The organism is Stenotrophomonas muris (assembly GCF_052751275.1).
This window is the reverse complement of record NZ_CP199879.1, coordinates 1,818,733-1,835,064: the sequence shown is the minus strand read 5'-3', so window position 1 is coordinate 1,835,064 and position 16,332 is coordinate 1,818,733. Positions and strand designations below refer to the sequence as shown.

General features: G+C 67.0%; 16 protein-coding genes. 12 read left to right on the top strand and 4 right to left on the bottom strand.

What is annotated here, in order from left to right; all coding sequences use genetic code 11:
- Positions 1-26 precede the first annotated feature (26 nt).
- A complete protein-coding gene (locus ACUVWL_RS08415) occupies positions 27-866 on the bottom strand; it encodes an oxidoreductase (RefSeq protein ID WP_046430252.1) in 840 nt (279 codons plus the stop codon).
- A gap of 102 nt (positions 867-968) precedes the next feature.
- On the opposite strand from ACUVWL_RS08415, the gene ACUVWL_RS08410 reads away from it, so the two are divergent.
- The 3 genes from ACUVWL_RS08410 to ACUVWL_RS08400 all read left to right on the top strand — a co-directional run bounded on the left by ACUVWL_RS08410 (position 969) and on the right by ACUVWL_RS08400 (position 3,217).
- Entirely contained in the window at positions 969-1,913 is a 945-nt protein-coding gene (locus tag ACUVWL_RS08410) for an AraC family transcriptional regulator N-terminal domain-containing protein (RefSeq protein WP_164110218.1), read from the top strand.
- Positions 1,914-2,036: 123 nt separating this feature from the next.
- A complete protein-coding gene (locus ACUVWL_RS08405; RefSeq protein ID WP_046430255.1) occupies positions 2,037-2,624 on the top strand; it encodes a TetR/AcrR family transcriptional regulator in 588 nt (195 codons plus the stop codon).
- A gap of 92 nt (positions 2,625-2,716) precedes the next feature.
- Positions 2,717-3,217, top strand: coding sequence for a hypothetical protein (locus ACUVWL_RS08400; protein ID WP_445979065.1), 501 nt, complete (start codon positions 2,717-2,719; stop codon positions 3,215-3,217).
- A gap of 11 nt (positions 3,218-3,228) precedes the next feature.
- On the opposite strand, the gene ACUVWL_RS08395 is transcribed toward ACUVWL_RS08400, so the two are convergent.
- The 3 genes from ACUVWL_RS08395 to ftrA all read right to left on the bottom strand — a co-directional run bounded on the left by ACUVWL_RS08395 (position 3,229) and on the right by ftrA (position 5,334).
- Entirely contained in the window at positions 3,229-3,696 is a 468-nt protein-coding gene (locus ACUVWL_RS08395) for a chemotaxis protein CheW (RefSeq protein WP_142234624.1), read from the bottom strand.
- Positions 3,697-3,803: 107 nt separating this feature from the next.
- Complete coding sequence (locus tag ACUVWL_RS08390; protein ID WP_046430266.1) at positions 3,804-4,238, bottom strand: BLUF domain-containing protein; 435 nt, start codon at positions 4,236-4,238, stop codon at positions 3,804-3,806.
- 94 nt (positions 4,239-4,332) lie between these two features.
- Positions 4,333-5,334 (bottom strand): transcriptional regulator FtrA, encoded by a 1,002-nt coding sequence (gene ftrA / locus ACUVWL_RS08385; protein ID WP_142234625.1) that lies wholly within the window; start codon positions 5,332-5,334, stop codon positions 4,333-4,335.
- A 329-nt stretch (positions 5,335-5,663) separates the two neighbouring features.
- Here ftrA and ACUVWL_RS08380 point away from each other — a divergent pair, with 329 nt between their 5' ends.
- The 9 genes from ACUVWL_RS08380 to ACUVWL_RS08340 all read left to right on the top strand — a co-directional run bounded on the left by ACUVWL_RS08380 (position 5,664) and on the right by ACUVWL_RS08340 (position 16,315).
- The gene (locus tag ACUVWL_RS08380; RefSeq protein ID WP_445979064.1) at positions 5,664-8,240 is read left to right on the top strand and encodes a TonB-dependent receptor plug domain-containing protein; all 2,577 of its coding nucleotides are present in this window, start codon (positions 5,664-5,666) and stop codon (positions 8,238-8,240) included.
- A 117-nt stretch (positions 8,241-8,357) separates the two neighbouring features.
- Positions 8,358-8,939: an FMN reductase gene (msuE, locus tag ACUVWL_RS08375; RefSeq protein WP_032960012.1), complete on the top strand. Its 582-nt coding sequence runs from the start codon at positions 8,358-8,360 to the stop codon at positions 8,937-8,939.
- A 153-nt stretch (positions 8,940-9,092) separates the two neighbouring features.
- Positions 9,093-9,452, top strand: coding sequence for a DUF3088 family protein (locus ACUVWL_RS08370; protein WP_049440770.1), 360 nt, complete (start codon positions 9,093-9,095; stop codon positions 9,450-9,452).
- Between the two features lie 14 nt (positions 9,453-9,466).
- The gene (locus ACUVWL_RS08365) at positions 9,467-10,444 is read left to right on the top strand and encodes an MsnO8 family LLM class oxidoreductase (protein ID WP_049440771.1); all 978 of its coding nucleotides are present in this window, start codon (positions 9,467-9,469) and stop codon (positions 10,442-10,444) included.
- Positions 10,445-10,462: 18 nt separating this feature from the next.
- Positions 10,463-11,806, top strand: a complete 1,344-nt coding sequence (locus ACUVWL_RS08360; protein ID WP_445979063.1) for an LLM class flavin-dependent oxidoreductase — start codon at positions 10,463-10,465, stop codon at positions 11,804-11,806.
- Positions 11,807-11,810: 4 nt separating this feature from the next.
- The gene (locus ACUVWL_RS08355) at positions 11,811-13,031 is read left to right on the top strand and encodes a M20 aminoacylase family protein (RefSeq protein ID WP_445979062.1); all 1,221 of its coding nucleotides are present in this window, start codon (positions 11,811-11,813) and stop codon (positions 13,029-13,031) included.
- Positions 13,028-13,579, top strand: coding sequence for a GNAT family N-acetyltransferase (locus ACUVWL_RS08350; RefSeq protein WP_046430282.1), 552 nt, complete (start codon positions 13,028-13,030; stop codon positions 13,577-13,579). Before ACUVWL_RS08355 ends, ACUVWL_RS08350 begins: the two co-directional genes overlap by 4 nt.
- On the top strand, positions 13,576-15,321 hold the full coding sequence (locus ACUVWL_RS08345) for an amino acid ABC transporter permease/ATP-binding protein (RefSeq protein ID WP_445979061.1): 1,746 nt from the start codon (positions 13,576-13,578) through the stop codon (positions 15,319-15,321). The genes ACUVWL_RS08350 and ACUVWL_RS08345 overlap by 4 nt, the downstream gene beginning before the upstream one ends.
- Before the next feature lie 16 nt (positions 15,322-15,337).
- Positions 15,338-16,315, top strand: coding sequence for an ABC transporter substrate-binding protein (locus ACUVWL_RS08340; RefSeq protein WP_014646904.1), 978 nt, complete (start codon positions 15,338-15,340; stop codon positions 16,313-16,315).
- Positions 16,316-16,332: the final 17 nt, after the last annotated feature.

Sequence of the window (16,332 nt, the reverse complement as noted above, 5' to 3'; positions counted from 1 at the left end):
GTGAGGGCATCGGCGGCCTCAAGATCTCACGCTACGCCGTCGGTCGAACGGCTCAGCTGTTCCCACGCGTCGATGCTACCGGCCATCGATGCCAGCTTTGCCCTCACCAGCTGCAGCGCATCACTGCCCAGCAGCAAGTGGCGGGGAGGAGCGTCGCTGTCGATGACCTGCAGCATGGCCTGCGCAGCCTTCACTGGATCACCGGGCTGGTGGCCACTCTTCGCCTCACGCGCGCTGCGGATGGGATCGAACAATGCGTCGTAGTCGTCAATGCTGCGCGGTGCCCGCACCATCGAGCGGCCTGCCCAGTCGGTGCGGAAGGAACCCGGCGCGACGGCCGTGACGTGGATACCAAACGGCGCGACTTCCTTGCCAAGCACTTCACTGATGCCCTCCAGCGCGAACTTGCTGCCGCAGTACCACGCGATGCCCGGCATCGTGATGAAACCGCCCATGGAGGTGATGTTGAGGATATGGCCGCGGCGCCGGGCGCGCATGTGCGGCAGCACGGCCTTGATCAGCGCGGCTGGAGCGAATACGTTCACCTCGAATTGCTGCCGCAGCTCGGCGAGCGTGGATTCTTCGAGGATGCCTTCGTGGCCGTAGCCAGCGTTGTTGACCAGCACGTCGATGCTTCCGATGTTGGTTTCGATATCGGCGACGAGCGCATTGATGGCGGCGGTATCGGTTACGTCCAGCAGGCGACCGAATGCGCGGCCGGGAGCGAGCGCTTCGAGTACCTGGCGGTCGGTTTCGTTGCGCACGGTGCCGACCACGCGGTGGCCGGCCAGCAGGGCCTGCTGGGCAAGGGCGCGGCCGAATCCACTGCTGACACCGGTGATGAGGAGAAAGCGGGAAGGGGGCATGAGGGGGCGTTCGTGGTGGGCAGGGCTTGCACGTTAGTTCTTGAACGACCGGGGTCACAGGCCTAGGATTCGGCCATTCTTGCCTATTCCTCTGGAGTGCCTGTGGTCGATTCCCTGCAACGGCAGGTGCAGGCGCGCATGGTCGGCCTGCTGAAGACGCTGGCGGTGGAGGAGGGCTATACGCTCACGCGCCTGCCGGGGGTGCGGTTGCTGCGATCGGACCGGCCACTGGCGCGCACGCCGGTGTTGTACGACCCCGGCATCGTGATCGTCTGCCAGGGGGTGAAGCGTGGCTATCTGGGCGGGCAGGTCTACCAGTACGACGCCCAGCACTACCTGGCAGTGTCGGTGCCGGTGCCGTTCACGATGGAAACCGATGCGTCGGCCCAGGCGCCGCTGCTGGCGATCTACTTGCACCTGGATCTGCAGCTGGCGGCGGATCTGCTGATCGAACTGGGTGAACAGGAGGGCACCCCGGAGACACCGGCGCAGGGCATGATGTCCAGCCCGATGCAGGCGCCGATGCAGGCCACGGTGCTGCGCCTGCTGGAGGCACTGGCTGAACCGTTGGAGGCTGCCGTGCTCGGCCCTGCGTTGGTGCGTGAGGTGTACTTCCGCGTGCTGACGGGTGCACAGGGCGGCGCAATGCGCGAGGCGCTGGCCATGCGCGGGCGCTTCGGCAGCATCGGCAGAGTGCTGCGGACGATCCATGCCGGATATGCCACCACCCTGGACGTGGGGCAACTGGCCACCGAAGCGGGCATGAGTGTGGCGACCTTCCACGACCACTTCCGCGCGATTACCGGCACGTCGCCGATGCAGTACGTGAAGTCGACCCGCCTGCACCAGGCACGGTTGCTGATGCTGCGGCAGGGGATGACTGCCGAAGCGGCATCGCTGGCGGTGGGGTATGCCAGCCCGTCGCAGTTCAACCGTGAGTTCAAGCGCCTGTTCGCGTTGCCGCCGGCGGCCGAGGTCGCGCGGATGCGGCGCAGTTTCGCGCTGCCACCTCCGCCAGCCGATGCGGTGTACGTATCTTCGCATTGAGGGGCAATCAAAGGTCACGTTGCCAGCAAGCCGGCCAGCGGCCGGCTCTGCCGGGAATGATGCCTGGCGGGTGCAGCAGAGAGGGGTTGACAGGGTGTCTACCTACTAGTAGGTTTAACTGCCATGAAAGAGTCGCTCTCGCCCAAGGCCCAGGAAATCCTGGCCCATGCCCGTGCGCTGCTGGAAGCCGGTGGCTACAACGGCTTCAGCTACGCCGACGTGTCGGCGCGGGTGAACATCAGCAAGGCCAGCATCCATCACCACTTCCCCAGCAAGGCGGATCTGGTGCGCACGGTGGTCGAGCTGTACCGGGCCGAAGCGCGCGAAGGCCTGGCGCTGCTGGACCGGCAGTTGGCCGACCCGCTGCAGGAGCTCAACGCCTATGTGGAGTACTGGTCCAGCTGCATTGCAGGGGGTACGTCCTCGTTCTGCATCTGCGCGATGCTGGCCGCCGAAGCGCCGATGATTCCGGCAGAGATCGCTGAGGAAGTGCGCGGCCATTTCGAGGACCTGAGCGGCTGGCTGGCAGTGACGCTGGAGAAGGGCGTTTCGATGGGCCAACTGCAGTTGCAGGGCTCGGCGGCCGATGAGGCCAAGGCGTTCATGTCATCGGTGCACGGCGCGATGCTGGCCGCGCGCGGTTTCGGTGATGCGGCGACCTTCGCGGCACTGGCGCGGTTGGCGATTGCGCGGGTGAGCGCGGCGTCCTGAGAGATGTGTGGTGGGCCTGCGGCGACGCGGGCCTTCTTTTTGAACCCAATGCCTACCTACTAGTAGGTTCATCTTGTCCCTGGAGATGTCCCATGTCCCACCCTCTGTCCACACTTGGCGTGATCCATACCGCTGTCAGCCTGATCCCGGTGTTGAGTGGCCTGTATGCCTTCATTCGCCATCGCGCAATCGATCCCGCCAAGCGCGCGGGCAAGCTGTACCTGGTGGGGCTGGTGCTGTCGGTGGCCACCTCGTTCACCGTGTCCAGCACGGGCGGGATCAACCCCGGCCACGCATTCGGGGTGATCGTGCTGCTGGTGGCATTCGGCGGCATGCTGGCCGCGCGGCTGCGCTGGCTGGGGCGCGCCGCGCGTTACCTGTCGACCTTCGCACTGTCGTTCAGCTTCCTGCTCTCGTTGGTGCCCGGCGTCAACGAAACGCTGACCCGCTTGCCGGCGGCGCATCCGATTGCTGCGGCACCGATGGCCCCGGTGGTGCTGCACACACTGCTGGCCTGCCTGGTGGTGTTCGTGATCGGCTTTGCCGCGCAGTGCTGGAGGCTGCGAAACCGTGCCTTGGCAGGACGATCCTGAGACGCCGCCGGTCACCCCGGCGCGGCAAGTGCGCCCAGCAGTGCCGCCGGTTCGATCAGTGCAGCCGAGCGCGCCGGATCGAGTTGAATGTGCCGGCTGCAGAAGCAGAACGATTGGCCCGCTGCAGGCTCGGGGGTGTTCGCGCTCGCGTCCGGCGTCTCGATCTCCAGCACTTCGTCCACGGCCAGCGCCAGGGTTGCGGTGCCGGCGTTGATCAGCAGCATGGCCGGGCTGCCACCCTCGAATGCCGGTTGGCCGCTCATGCGGCGCAGGTCGACGACGGGTAACGGTTGCCCACGGACCTCCAGGGTCGGCCTGCCGTTGCGGTCTGCAGGGCCGAATGCCTCCGGACCGCGGATTTCGACCGCCGCCTGGATGTCGATGGCGAACAGGACGGTGCCTGCACGCATGACGACGATCTCGAACAGGTCGGCAGGCGATGCGCGTGTTTCCGTTGCAGGGTGAGCGGGTACGGGCATGCGATGGGCGTGGCGAAGACGATGGGAAAGGAGATCTGGATGATGACGCCTGGACGCAACGCGCGGCCACGTCGGCGTGCGCGTGCAAGGCGATGGTTCAGTGTCTATCAGGCGGCTGCGCGTGGCGCGCCGACGCTGCCGACGCGTGGAAAATGCGGACGCAGCAGGCCGACGAGCTGGTCCATGCCCGGAATGGAGTGGCCGAACTCGTCCCAGCGCGCATTCACCAGGCCGGACACCACGATCTGCCCGGTCTCGATGTGGGTCATTGCCCAGTACGGAACTGCACGCGCGCTGATGGCCATGTCCAGTACCGGCACGACGGCAGCATGCGAGCGGCTGTCATGGATGCGGCGCTTGACCGCTTCCAGGGCGTCGGGCGGGCCTTCGATGTACTGGAAAAACCGCTGCCCGTCGACGATCAGCGCACCGGTAACGTCCACCCGGCGATTGAACGTGGCAGATTGCGAGACGATCTGGTGGAGGGCTTGATTGGACAGCCCAGCCGACATGCGGCTGGAGTAAGCAAATGCATGGAGCATGGAAGGGGCTTCTTGTGACGCACGTCACTATACGCACGCAAGCCCGGACCGTCGTGAGGCTTTGCTCACGCCACGCCTGGCTCCGCGCACTGGATCAACAGCCCACCAACCGGTCGGCACCGAGGCCGCCGCGATGCTGGCTGCGGTACTCGGTAGGGCTCGCGTCGACCTGACCGCGGAAGTGCCGACGGAACGATTCCTGCGAACCAAAGCCGGCCTGTTCTGCAATCCACTGCAGCGGCCGGTCGGTGGTTTCCAGCAGCTCGCGCGCGAAAGCCACGCGTTCGCGGATCAGCCAGTCGATGGGTGACAGGCCGGTGGCCTCCAGGAACTGCCGCTGCAGCGTGCGTTGGCTGAGCGCGGCCTGCTCGGCGAGGCTGCCCAGTGAGTGGGGCTCGCGCAGGTTGCGGCGCATCCATTCCATCAGCTTTGCCAAGCGGGTGGGCTCGCCGTGGGGAATGGCGCGGCTGACGCGCTGGCTGCGCCCGGCATCACGCCATGGTGCCAGGACCAGCCGTTCGGCCACCAGGTTGGCCACGCGCGCGCCGTAATCCTTGCGCACCATGTGCAGCATCATGTCCATGCCGGTGGCCGAGCCGGCCGAAGTGATGATGCTGCCGGTATCCACGTACAGCGCATCCTCGCGCACATCGATGCGTGGGAACTCGCGTGCCAGCGCTTCGGTGAGGCGCCAGTGGGTGGTGGCCTGGCGGCCATCGAGCAGCCCGGCCCAGGCCAGCACGAAGGCACCGGAGCAGATCGAGGCGATGCGCGCGCCACGTGCGTGGGCACGGATCAGTGCATCGAGCAGTGCCTGCGGTGGGCGCTCGCTGGGTTCGCGCCAACCGGGGATGACGATGATGTCGGCGTCATCAACCGCGCTGAGATCGTAGGGAAGCTGCACCTGCGCATTGCCGAGCATGCGCAGCGCACCGGGTTCGCCCGCGCACAGCTGGGTGCGGTACCAGGCCACGCCGAGTTCCGGCCGCACCGGCGCGAACAGGCCGACCGCGCAGCCGAATTCGAACAGCCCCTGGCCGTGGCAGGCGACGATGGCAACGAGCGGCGCGGTGGGATCGGCGGGTGGGCTGGGCATGGCCTGATGCTACGGGTGGCGGTGCGTGGCGTTGCGTGATGCGCGGGCATGAGGTGATGCCGGGCGGGCATATGGGAACCGGGGTCGGATCCCTTCCGCAGGAAGGGCTCTGACCCCGTGGTGGGGAGGCGTGCGTGGGGTCAGAGCCCTTTCCTATGGAAAGGGATCCGACTCCGTGGGGGACCCTGTGCGTGTGCGCCGCCTAACGTCATTACCAGCGGTCATGTGGGTGGCCGGATGTTACGGCTGGGTGACGCGATCGCGCCTGTCGCACCAGGTGAACAGGCCCTTGAATGGAAGCGTGTTTCCGGCCCCCCCCACGAGCCCCCATGCCTGCCGCCCACGCCCCTGTCCTGAGCACTCTCGCTGTTCTGATCACAGCCATCCTTGCCGCCTCGCCCAGCCATGCGGCTGAAGCAGGCGCAGATCCTGCTGCCACCGCCACGACGGCCAACGTGGCAGCGTCCACGCTGGATGCGGTGGTGGTCACCGGCTCACGCACCAGCACGCGCACGGTGAAGAACAGTTCCACGCCCATCGATGTGATCTCTGCAGAGGACCTCGCCGCCACCGGGCAGGGCAACCTGCTGGAAGCGCTGCAGCGCAGCCTGCCGTCGCTGAGCCAGATCGGCGGCTACCAGAGCGACCAGGAGAGCCTGATCCGTGGCTACCAGCTGCGCAACCTGTCACCGGGCTACACGCTGGTGCTGGTGAACGGCAAGCGCCGCAATGCCAGCGCTTACGTGAGTGGCGCAAACGGTGGTGGCTTTCCGGGCCACGCCTGGGCCGACCTGGCGTTGATTCCGGTCTCGGCCATCGACCACGTGGAAGTGCTGCGCGATGGTGCGTCGGCCATCTATGGCTCGGACGCGATCACCGGCGTGGTCAACGTGATCCTGAAATCGCAGGCGCACGGTGGCGATGTGTCGGTGGAGAGCGGGCAGAGCATCGATGGTGATGGTTCGCGTACCAGCGTGCGCGCCAATGTCGGCCTGCCGTGGGGCCAGGATGGCTTCGTCAACCTGTCCGGCGAGAACACGCGGCAGCACCACGCGATCCGCACCCGTCGCTACATCGATGGCTACCTGAGCTATCCGGCAGTAGATGCCAACGGCAACCGGGTCGCACTGCGCCCGAACAATCGCTTGCCGACGGGTGCATCGCCGAACCCGGCCGAGGCCAACCGCGATGCCGAGGCCAACACCATCCTCAGTTCGCCGTCGTACGCGTTGAAGGCTTTCGCAGTGAATGCAGGCCATGGCCTGGGCGAGAGCGCGCAGTTCTACGCCAACGCCACGGCCAGTGACCGCACCGCGCAGGCGATCCAGAACTTCCGCCTGCCGGCGACCATCTTCACCACCTACAAGGCACCCGGCGTGCTGAGCGTGTTTCCCGATGGCTTCCTGCCGGTGCTGGAGACGAAGGAAAAGCAGTACACCGGCACTGCGGGCGTGAAGGGGCAGATCGCGGGCTGGGATTACGACGCCAGCCTGACCGGCAACCGCAGCACGGTGCGCACCTATACCCGCAATTCGGTGAACTACTCGCTGCCGTATCCCGGTTCGCCCACTGACTTCTATGACGGCAAGCTGGACTACCAGCAGGGGATCGCCAACCTCGACCTGCGCCGTGGCTTCGAGGTGGCGGCCTTTGCGTCGCCGCTGGAAGTGAGCGCAGGCGCCGAGTACCAGCACGAACAGTACGAACGCGGGGCCGGGCAGTGGGAGTCGTACACCGGCTTCGGTGCAGCCGCGTTCGTGGGCTACTCCACCGCCGATGCGGTGAAGGCGACGCGCAACAGCAAGGCGGTCTATGTGGGCGCGGCCAGCAACATCACCTCGCGCTGGTATCTGGATGCAGCGGCGCGCTGGGAAGATCATTCCGACTTCGGCAGTGTGTCCACTGGCCGCCTGACCACGCGCTTCGACTTCACCGACGCGTTGGGTGTACGCGCGACGGTCAGCAACGGCTTCCATGCGCCCAGCCTGGGCGCACAGTTCTACCAGGCCACGGGCAGCTGCCCGTGCGGGACCACGCTGGTGGCGCAGGTGTCTTCACCGGCGGCGGTTGCGCTGGGTGCTACGCCGCTGAAGCCCGAGAAAGCCACCAACTACAGCCTGGGCGTGACCTGGGACCCGAGCCCCGCATTCCATCTGGCCGTGGATGCGTACCAGATCGACATCCGTGGCCAGCTGGGCCAGTCCAGCCAGATCGGCTACAACGCGCAGGATCCGGCGCGCATCACCGACAACAGCGGTACGGTGTTGAGCGCGGCGCAGAAGAACACCATCGATGCGCTGCTGGGTTCGGCCGGCATCAGCATCCTGCCGGGTGATGCGTTCTACGCCAGCTACTTCACCAATGTGGGCAATACCCGCACGCGCGGTGTCGAGCTGACCCTGGAAGCCAACCAGGACACTGCGTGGGGCAAGCTGCGCTGGAGCTACGCGGCCAACGTCGGCCGTACCACCATCCAGAAGGTGAGCGACATTCCGGCGGCGCTGCAGGGGCTGCCGAACATCAACCTGCTGACCAAGAGCAGCGAATACGCGCTGCGCTTCCGCACGCCCAGCTACACCCAGGTAGCCGGGCTGGGCTGGCAGAACGGGCGCTGGCGCTCGAACGTCGATTTCACCTACTACGGCCCGATCAAGCGCCTGAACAACGGCGTGGAGTACAAACAGCCGCCGGTGCTGGTGACCAACCTGTCCGGCGGCGTGGAGCTGGGGGCGGGCTGGAGCGCGGCGCTGGGGATCAACAATGTGTTCGACAAGCGCACGCGCAAGGTGCCGGAGTACGCGCGCAGTGCTACCGATGTGGCCAGCATCGAGACGACCTGGGACAACGGCGACGTGTTGGGCAACGTCGGGGCGTATTGGTATGGGCGGATCAGTTACCGGTTCTGATCTGGGGCAGCCGAGCATGGCTCGGCTCTACAAAGGCGGGAAGCAGCCGAGCATGGCTCGGCTCTACAAAAGACGAAGGGCGGCCGGAGGTAGTTCGGCATTATCGAGGAGCAGTTCATGTCTTCTGCATTGAAGGTGGTTGCATTGGTGGGGTCGCCGACCAGTTCGGCGACATCGCGCACGTTGCTGCTGGTGCGACATCTGCTGGCGTCGCTGCAGCAACGCGTGCATGCCAGCGTGGAGCTGGTGGAGCTGGCGCCGATCGCGCGCTCGCTGGGCCAGTCGTTGTCGCGCGATGAGGCGGGGCCGGAGGTGGAGCAGGCGCTGCAGAGCATCGAGGCCGCAGAGCTGCTGGTGGTGGCCGCGCCGGTCTATCGCGGCTCGTATCCCGGGTTGTTCAAGCACCTGGTCGACTTCGTCGGGCTGGAGGCGCTGGTGGATACGCCGGTGCTGCTGGCAGCGACCGGTGGCAGCGAGCGCCATGCGCTGGTGATCGACCACCAGTTGCGGCCGTTGTTCAGTTTCCTGCAGGCGCACACGCTGCCGATCGGGGTGTACGCCACGCCTGCCGACTTCGACGGCGAGCACATCAACAGTGCTGCCTTGCAGGCACGCATCGCGCTGGCAGCCGAGCGTGCGGCCGGCCACCTGGCGACGCAGGCGCTGGCGGTAGCGGCGCCGCTGCGACGCATCGCCTGACGCCATAACCGGCGGCGCTTTGCTTATGGCCACGCTGCATCTGCATGGCCGGATCTGACCGCCGATTGTCGCCAGGCGTCGCTGCCGCAGCCGCCGGCATCTCTAGCATCGATATCGAAGCGGCATCGCATTGCCGGCCCAGATGAGGACCCCATGCTCGACGCAGCAAGCAAACCCATCCTGTTCCTGCTCGATCGCGAGTTCGAGGACGGCCAGATTCCCGGCCAGCGCTTCTTCTGCCGACACAGCCTGTTGCTGGAAGGTGCACTGTCGAGCATCGACGGCCTTGATGCGCAGCTGGACGTACGTCGCATCGGCTTCGCGCGGCCGCGCCGCGAGGTGATCGCCGAGATCGGCGAGCAGGACCAGTCGTTGCCCAAGCTGGTGCTGCCGCAGGGCGTACGCAGCGACCTGGCCAGTGGCGCGCACCAGGACCGGCAGTACATCTCCGGTGCCGAACCGATCCTGGCCGCACTGAACGGATTGCTCGGCATTCCCGTGGCCCACCCCTGAGCGAGGACGCGACCGTGAGCTATCAGATCAGCGTGCTGGACAAGAGCCCGGTGGCCGAGGGCGCTTCGCCGGAGCAGGCGCTGCGCAACAGCCTGCAGCTGGCGCAGCGCGCCGAACAGCTGGGCTATCACCGCTACTGGTTTGCCGAGCACCATGCCGCACCGACGTTGGCCAGCCCTGCACCGGAAGTGCTGGCGGCCTGGGTGCTGGCGCAGACCCGGCGCATCCGCATCGGCAGTGGCGGGGTGATGCTGCGCCACTACGCGCCGTACAAGGTGGCGGAGAACTTCAACCTGCTGGCGGCGCTGGCGCCGGGGCGCGTGGATCTGGGCGTGGGCAAGGCCCCCGGCGGCCTGCCGGCCTCGACTGCCGCGCTGGCAGCCGGGCGTCCGCCGTTCGCTGATTTCGACCAGCAACTGCGCGACCTGGAGGGTTATCTGGCCGGCGCCGAAAGCGAGGCGCTGGCGCGGCCGCTTCCGCAGCAGGCGCCGGAGCGTTTCCTGCTCGGCGCAAGTCCACAGAGTGCAAAGCAGGCGGCCGAACTGGGCTGGCGCTTCGTCTACGCCGCGCACTTCGATGGTGACCCGAAGCACATCGAGGCCGCGTTCGACGCCTATCGCAGCGTCGCCTCGCAGCCACCGCTGCTGGCCACGGTGGCCTTCGCCGCACCGACTGCGGAAGCCGCAGCGCGTCACATCGGTGCGCTGCGCGTCTACAAGCTGCACCTCGGTCCCGGGCAGGCGGTGAACCTGCCCAGCGCCGAGGCAGCTGCCGAGTACGCGCGCCAGGTGGGGGTGGCCGACTTCCGCATCGAGGAAACGCGCCCCAGCGTGCTGTCCGGTGATGCGCAGCACGTGCGCGGCGAACTGGATGCGCTGCACCGGCGTTTCGGCGTGGGCGAGTTCATCCTCGATGCGCCGGTGGCCGACCTCGACGCACGCCTGACATCCCTTGAACTGCTGTCGCCCGCGCCGCGCGCGGCGGTGGCCTGACCTGCAGGAGCGTTTCCCATGAGCACGACCCCGCGCCACATTCCGTTCGGCATCATGCTGCAGGGCCCCGGCAGCCACATGCATGCTTGGAAGCACCCGTCCAACCCGGCCGATGCCAGCGTCAACCTGCAGTTCTACATCGACATCGCGCGCACCGCCGAAGACAACGGCATCGCCTTCGGCTTCGTGGCCGACGGGTTGTACATCAACGAGAAGTCGATCCCGCATTTCCTCAACCGTTTCGAGCCGATCTCGCTGCTGTCGGCGCTCGCTACGGCGACGAAGAAGATCGGCTTGGCCGGTACGCTGTCGACGTCCTACAGCGATCCGTTCACCGTCGCCCGCCAGTTCGCCTCGCTGGATCTGCTCAGCGGCGGCCGCGCCGGCTGGAACGTGGTGACGTCGCCGTTGGAGGGCTCGGGTCGCAATTATGGCCGCCCACATCCCGAGCATGCACTGCGCTACCAGATTGCCGACGAGTACCTGGAGGTGGTGCAGGGGCTGTGGGATTCCTGGGATGACGACGCCTTCGTGCGTGAGCGCGACAGCGGCACCTTCTTCGCACCGGAGAAATTCCGCCGCCTCGAGCACAAGGGCCGCTTCTTCCAGGTGGAAGGTCCGCTCAACATCCAGCGTTCGCCACAGGGCCAGCCAGTGATCTTCCAGGCCGGTTCGTCCGACGACGGCATCGCGCTGGCCGGCAAGTACGCCGATGCGGTGTTCACCCATTCGCCGTCGCTGGAAGAAACCCGCGCGTTCACCCAGAAGGTGAAGAACTCGGCGATCGCGCATGGCCGCAGCGGCAACGACGTGAAGATCTTCCCGAGCATCGGCCCCATCGTTGGCCGTACCGGAGAGGAGGCTGAAGCCAAGTACCAGGCGATCGCCGCACTGGCCACGCTGGAGGATGCACTGGCGTACCTGGGACGCTTCTTCGATCACCACGATTTCAGCCAGTACGATCCGGACGCGCCGTTCCCGGAGCTGGGTGAGATCGGCAGCAACTCGTTCCGTTCCACCACCGATCGCATCAAGCAGGATGCGCGGGAGAAGGGGCTGAGCCTGCGCCAGGTGGCACTGGAAGCCGTGAGTCCACGACCGAACTTCATCGGCACGCCGGAGCACGTGGCCGATGAGTTGATCCGCTGGTTCGATGCCGGTGCCAGCGACGGCTTCATCCTCGGTTTCGCGGCGCAGCGCGAAGGCCTGGACGATTTCGTGACCCAGGTGCTGCCGATCCTGCAGGCGCGCGGCTACCACCAGCGCGAGCTGGAGGGGCAGACCCTGCGCGAACATCTGGGCCTGCCGTACAAGGCCAGCCGTCATTCGACCGATGCCGAGCCGGCGCGGAAGGCGGGGTAGGGCAATGAGCGGAGACACTGCGGCAGCACCGGGGCATGCCCGGCGGATTTCCCAATCGACGGGCATATTGCCCGAGATCGCGGCACGCGCCGAGGCCACCATCGCGATCCGCCATGACCTGCACCGCCACCCGGAGCTGGCCTTCGAGGAGCACCGCACCAGCGCCCGTGTGGCCGAGTTGCTGCAGCAGTGGGGCTATGAGGTGACCACCGGTCTCGGCGGCACCGGCGTGGTCGGCACGTTGCAGCGTGGGCAGGGCAGCCGTCGGCTGGGGCTGCGTGCGGACATCGATGCCTTGCCGATCCACGAAGACTCGGGGCTGGCCTACGCCAGCCAGACCGACGGCCTGATGCATGCCTGCGGCCATGATGGTCACACCGCCATCCTGCTGTCCGCCGCGCATTACCTGGCCCATCACGGCACTATCGACGGCACCTTGCAGCTGGTGTTCCAGCCAGCCGAGGAAACCGGCTCGGGTGCATCGAAGATGATTGCCGACGGCCTGTTCGAGCGCTTCCCGGTGGATGCGATCTATGGGCTGCACAACTGGCCCGGCGTACCGGTCGGCCACTTCGGCTTCGTCGACGGCCCGGCGATGGCGTCGGTCGACTGGGCGCGGCTGAAGGTGATCGGCAAGGGCGGCCACGGTGCCGAGCCGCAGGGCAGCGTGGACCCGATCCTGGTCGCCGCGCACATCATCACTTCATTGCAGAGTGTGGTGTCGCGCAATGTCGACCCGCGGCAGATGGGCGTGGTCACCGTCGGTTCGATCCACGGTGGGCAGGCCGCCAATGTGATTCCGGACGTGGTCGAGCTGAAGCTGACCGTGCGCGCCTACCTGCCCGAGGTGCGCGACACGCTGCGCCGCCGGGTGACCGGGATTGCCGAGCAGACCGCTGCCGCTTTCGGGGCACGCGCCGAAATCGAGTTCCCGCGTGGCTTCCCCAGCGTGATCAACCACCCGCAGCAGACCGCCTACATCCGCGACGTGGCCGTGCAGGGCTTCGGCCACGAACAGGTGGTGCCGGAGTTCGCGCCGCGCACCGCCAGCGAGGACTTCGCTTTCCTGTTGCAGGCGCGGCCCGGGAGTTTCGTGTTCGTCGGCAACGGCGACAGCGCGCCGTTGCACAGCCCGCGCTATGTGTTCAACGACGCGGCCATCGCACCGGCCGCCAGCCTGTGGGCGCGACTGGCCGAAGACTATCTGGTGAAGGACGTGGCATGAGCAGCAACGAACGCTTCCTCTATACGTCGGTGGATGATCCATTGGCGCGGCCGCTGTTCGATGGCCTGGAGCAGGAGTACGACAGCCGTTACGCCGACGTGCGCCGACGCATCGGCGGCAGCGCCCGCGAGGAGCTGCAACGCTATCCGGCGCAGGCCTTCGCGGCGCCGGTAGGGGCGTTCGTGCTGCTGCTGCGCGATGGTGTGGCGATCTCCGGCGGCGCCTTCATGCCGCACCGCGATCCGGACACCGCCGAATTCAAACGCATCTGGACGCTGCCCGGGCTGCGCAGGCAGGGCATCGCGCGTCGCGTGCTTCAGGAACTGGAAGACCAGGCGGCGCGGCAAGGGTACCGGCGGGTGTTCCTGACCACCGGCTTCCGCCAGCCTGAAGCCGTCGGCCTGTACCTCAGCCACGGCTATACCGCGCTGTTCGACTTGCAGGCCGACCCGGAAACCATCGCGCATCTGCCGTTCGAGAAGCACCTGAGCGTATCGGCGCCGGTCGTTGTGCCATCACAGGCCATGCTGCACGGAGCCCACGCATGAGCACGCCTTCGACTGCGCTGGATGGCATTGCCGCACCCCCCGCGCCAGCACCGGCGCTGAAGATCGTGCCGGCCCGGCATCCGCTGCAGGTCTTCGGCACGGTGCTGGCACTGGCGCTGATCCTGATCGGGCTGCAATCCGTGCTGGGCAATCCGCGCTGGGGCTGGGGCACGTTCGCCGAGTGGTTCTTCGCGCGCCCGGTGCTGGAAGGCCTGGGTCGCACGCTGCTGCTGACCGCACTCGGTACTGGCCTCGGTTTCGCGCTGGGCACCTTGCTGGCGTTGGCCCGCGTGTCCGGCTCGCCGCTGCTGTCGGCGGTGTCGTGGGGCTATGTATGGCTGTTCCGTTCGATCCCGCTGCTGGTGCTGTTGCTGCTGCTGAACAACCTGGGCTACCTGTACAGCACCATCGAACTGGGCGTGCCGTTCACCGGCATCAGCCTGTTCTCGTACCCGACCACGCAGCTGATCGGCGTGTTCACCGCCGCAGTGCTGGGCCTCACCTTGAATCAGGCCGCGTTCTCGGCCGAAGTGATCCGCGGTGGCATCCTCTCGGTCGACCATGGCCAGTACGAGGCGGCAGCGGCACTTGGCCTGCCGCGTGGCCGCCAGGTGCGCCGCATCATCCTGCCGCAGGCGATGCGTTCGATCCTGCCGGCCGCGTTCAACGATGTGATCGGCCTGGCCAAGAGCACCTCGGTGGTCTACGTGCTGGCGCTGCCGGAGCTGTTCTACACCGTGCAGGTGATCTACCGCCGCAATCTGGAGGTGGTGCCGCTGCTGATGGTGGCCACCGTCTGGTACCTGGTGATCCTTACCGTGCTGTCGCTGTTGCAGCGGCGCGTGGAGCAACGCTTCGCGCGCGGCCAGCTGCAGCGCGAGCGCTCGGTGTCGCGGGTGTCATCGCCCCCGCGTGTGCAGGGCGAAGCCGCACCGCGCGTAGCAAGCCGCCCGCGTATCGCCACCCAGGTTGAAGCGGGCGAGGGCGCGGCGGTGTCGCTGCATGGCGTAGGCAAGGTGTTTGGCGACCAGCCGGTGCTGGAAGACGTGAACCTGGACCTGCGCGCCGGCAGCGTGACCGTGCTGATCGGCCCTTCGGGCGCCGGCAAGTCCACGCTGCTGCGGCTGATCAACCACCTGGAACGCGCCGACGGCGGTTACGTGACTGTCGGCGGCCAGCTGATCGGCTACCGCCGCGAGGGCGACACCCTGTACGAGCTGCCCGAGCGCGAGATCCGACGCCGCCGTGCAGAAGTGGGCATGGTGTTCCAGGGCTTCAACCTGTTCCCGCACCTGACCGCGCTGGAGAACATCATCGAGGCACCGATCGCGGTGCGTGGCGTGCCGCGCGCGCAGGCTGAGCAGCAGGCGCGCACGCTGCTGGAACGGGTCGGCCTGGCCGACAAGGCCGATGCCTTCCCGCGCCAGCTGTCCGGTGGCCAGCAGCAGCGCATCGCAATTGCCCGCGCGCTGGCCCTGCAGCCGAAGGTGCTGCTGTTCGACGAACCGACGTCGGCGCTGGACCCGGAACTGGTGGCCGAGGTGCTGAGCGTGATCGAGGAGCTGGCCCGCTCCGGCACCACGCTGGTGATCGTCACCCATGAGCTGAGCTTCGCCCGCCGCGTAGCCGACCACGTGGTGATGATGGACCAGGGCCGGGTGATCGAGCAGGGCACGCCCGAGGTGCTGTTCGAATGCCCGCGCCAGCAGCGCACCGCCGATTTCCTGGCCAAGACCCTGTAACCGAGAAGGGAACACCATGAGCCCTGCAGCACCGCGTCGTCCCTCACGCAGCACCCTGTTGATCGTGGGCGTGCTGGTCATCGGCATCACCGGTATCGTCTATTCGCGCGTGCGGCAGGCACCGGATGCCGGCACCGTGGCCGCGACCAGCCTGGCCGGTGCGAACACGGCGGTGTTGAAAGGCACGTTCGATCCAGAGGCGCAGTCATTGATCCCCAAGGGGTATCGCTTCGTCACGCCCGGGTCGTTCACCGTGGCCACCCATCCAGGGCAGCTGCCGCTGGCCGACTACGGGGCCGACAGCAAGGACGTTGTGGGCATCGAGCCCGACATCGCGCGCCTGATCGCCGATGCGCTGGGCCTGAAGCTGGTGATCGTGCCGGTGGCCTGGGCCGACTGGCCGCTGGGTCTGGAATCAGGCAAGTACGATGCGGTGCTGTCGAACGTGACGGTTACCGAAGAGCGCAAGAAGAAGTTCGATTTCTCCAGCTACCGTTTCGACCTGCTGGGCATCTACACGCGCGCAGACGGGCCGATCCAGAAGATCGAGAAGCCGGCCGATGTGGCCGGGCTGAAGGTGGTGGTGGGTGCCAGCACCAACCAGGACCAGATCCTGCGGCAGTGGGACCAGCAGAACATCGCGGCGGGATTGAAACCGGTGGAGTACCAGTACTTCGATGACGCCGTGGTCGGGCGGCTGGCGGTGATCACCGGCCGTGCCGATGTGTCGTTCGAGCCCAACGCCACCGGCGCCTATTCCGCACGCGACGGTAAGGTGCGGCGCGTCGGCCTGTTCCCCGGTGGCTGGCCGAACGCTGCGGCGATCTCGGTGACCACGCGCAAGGGCAGCGGCCTGGCTGATGCAGTGACGCAGGCGCTGAACACCCAGATCGCCAGTGGCACCTACGCGCAGGCGCTGAAACGGTGGAATGTGGCCGAGGAAGCCGTGCCGCAGTCGCAGACCAACCCGCCGGGATTGCCGACGTTGCAATGACACCGGGCGTGGCCCGG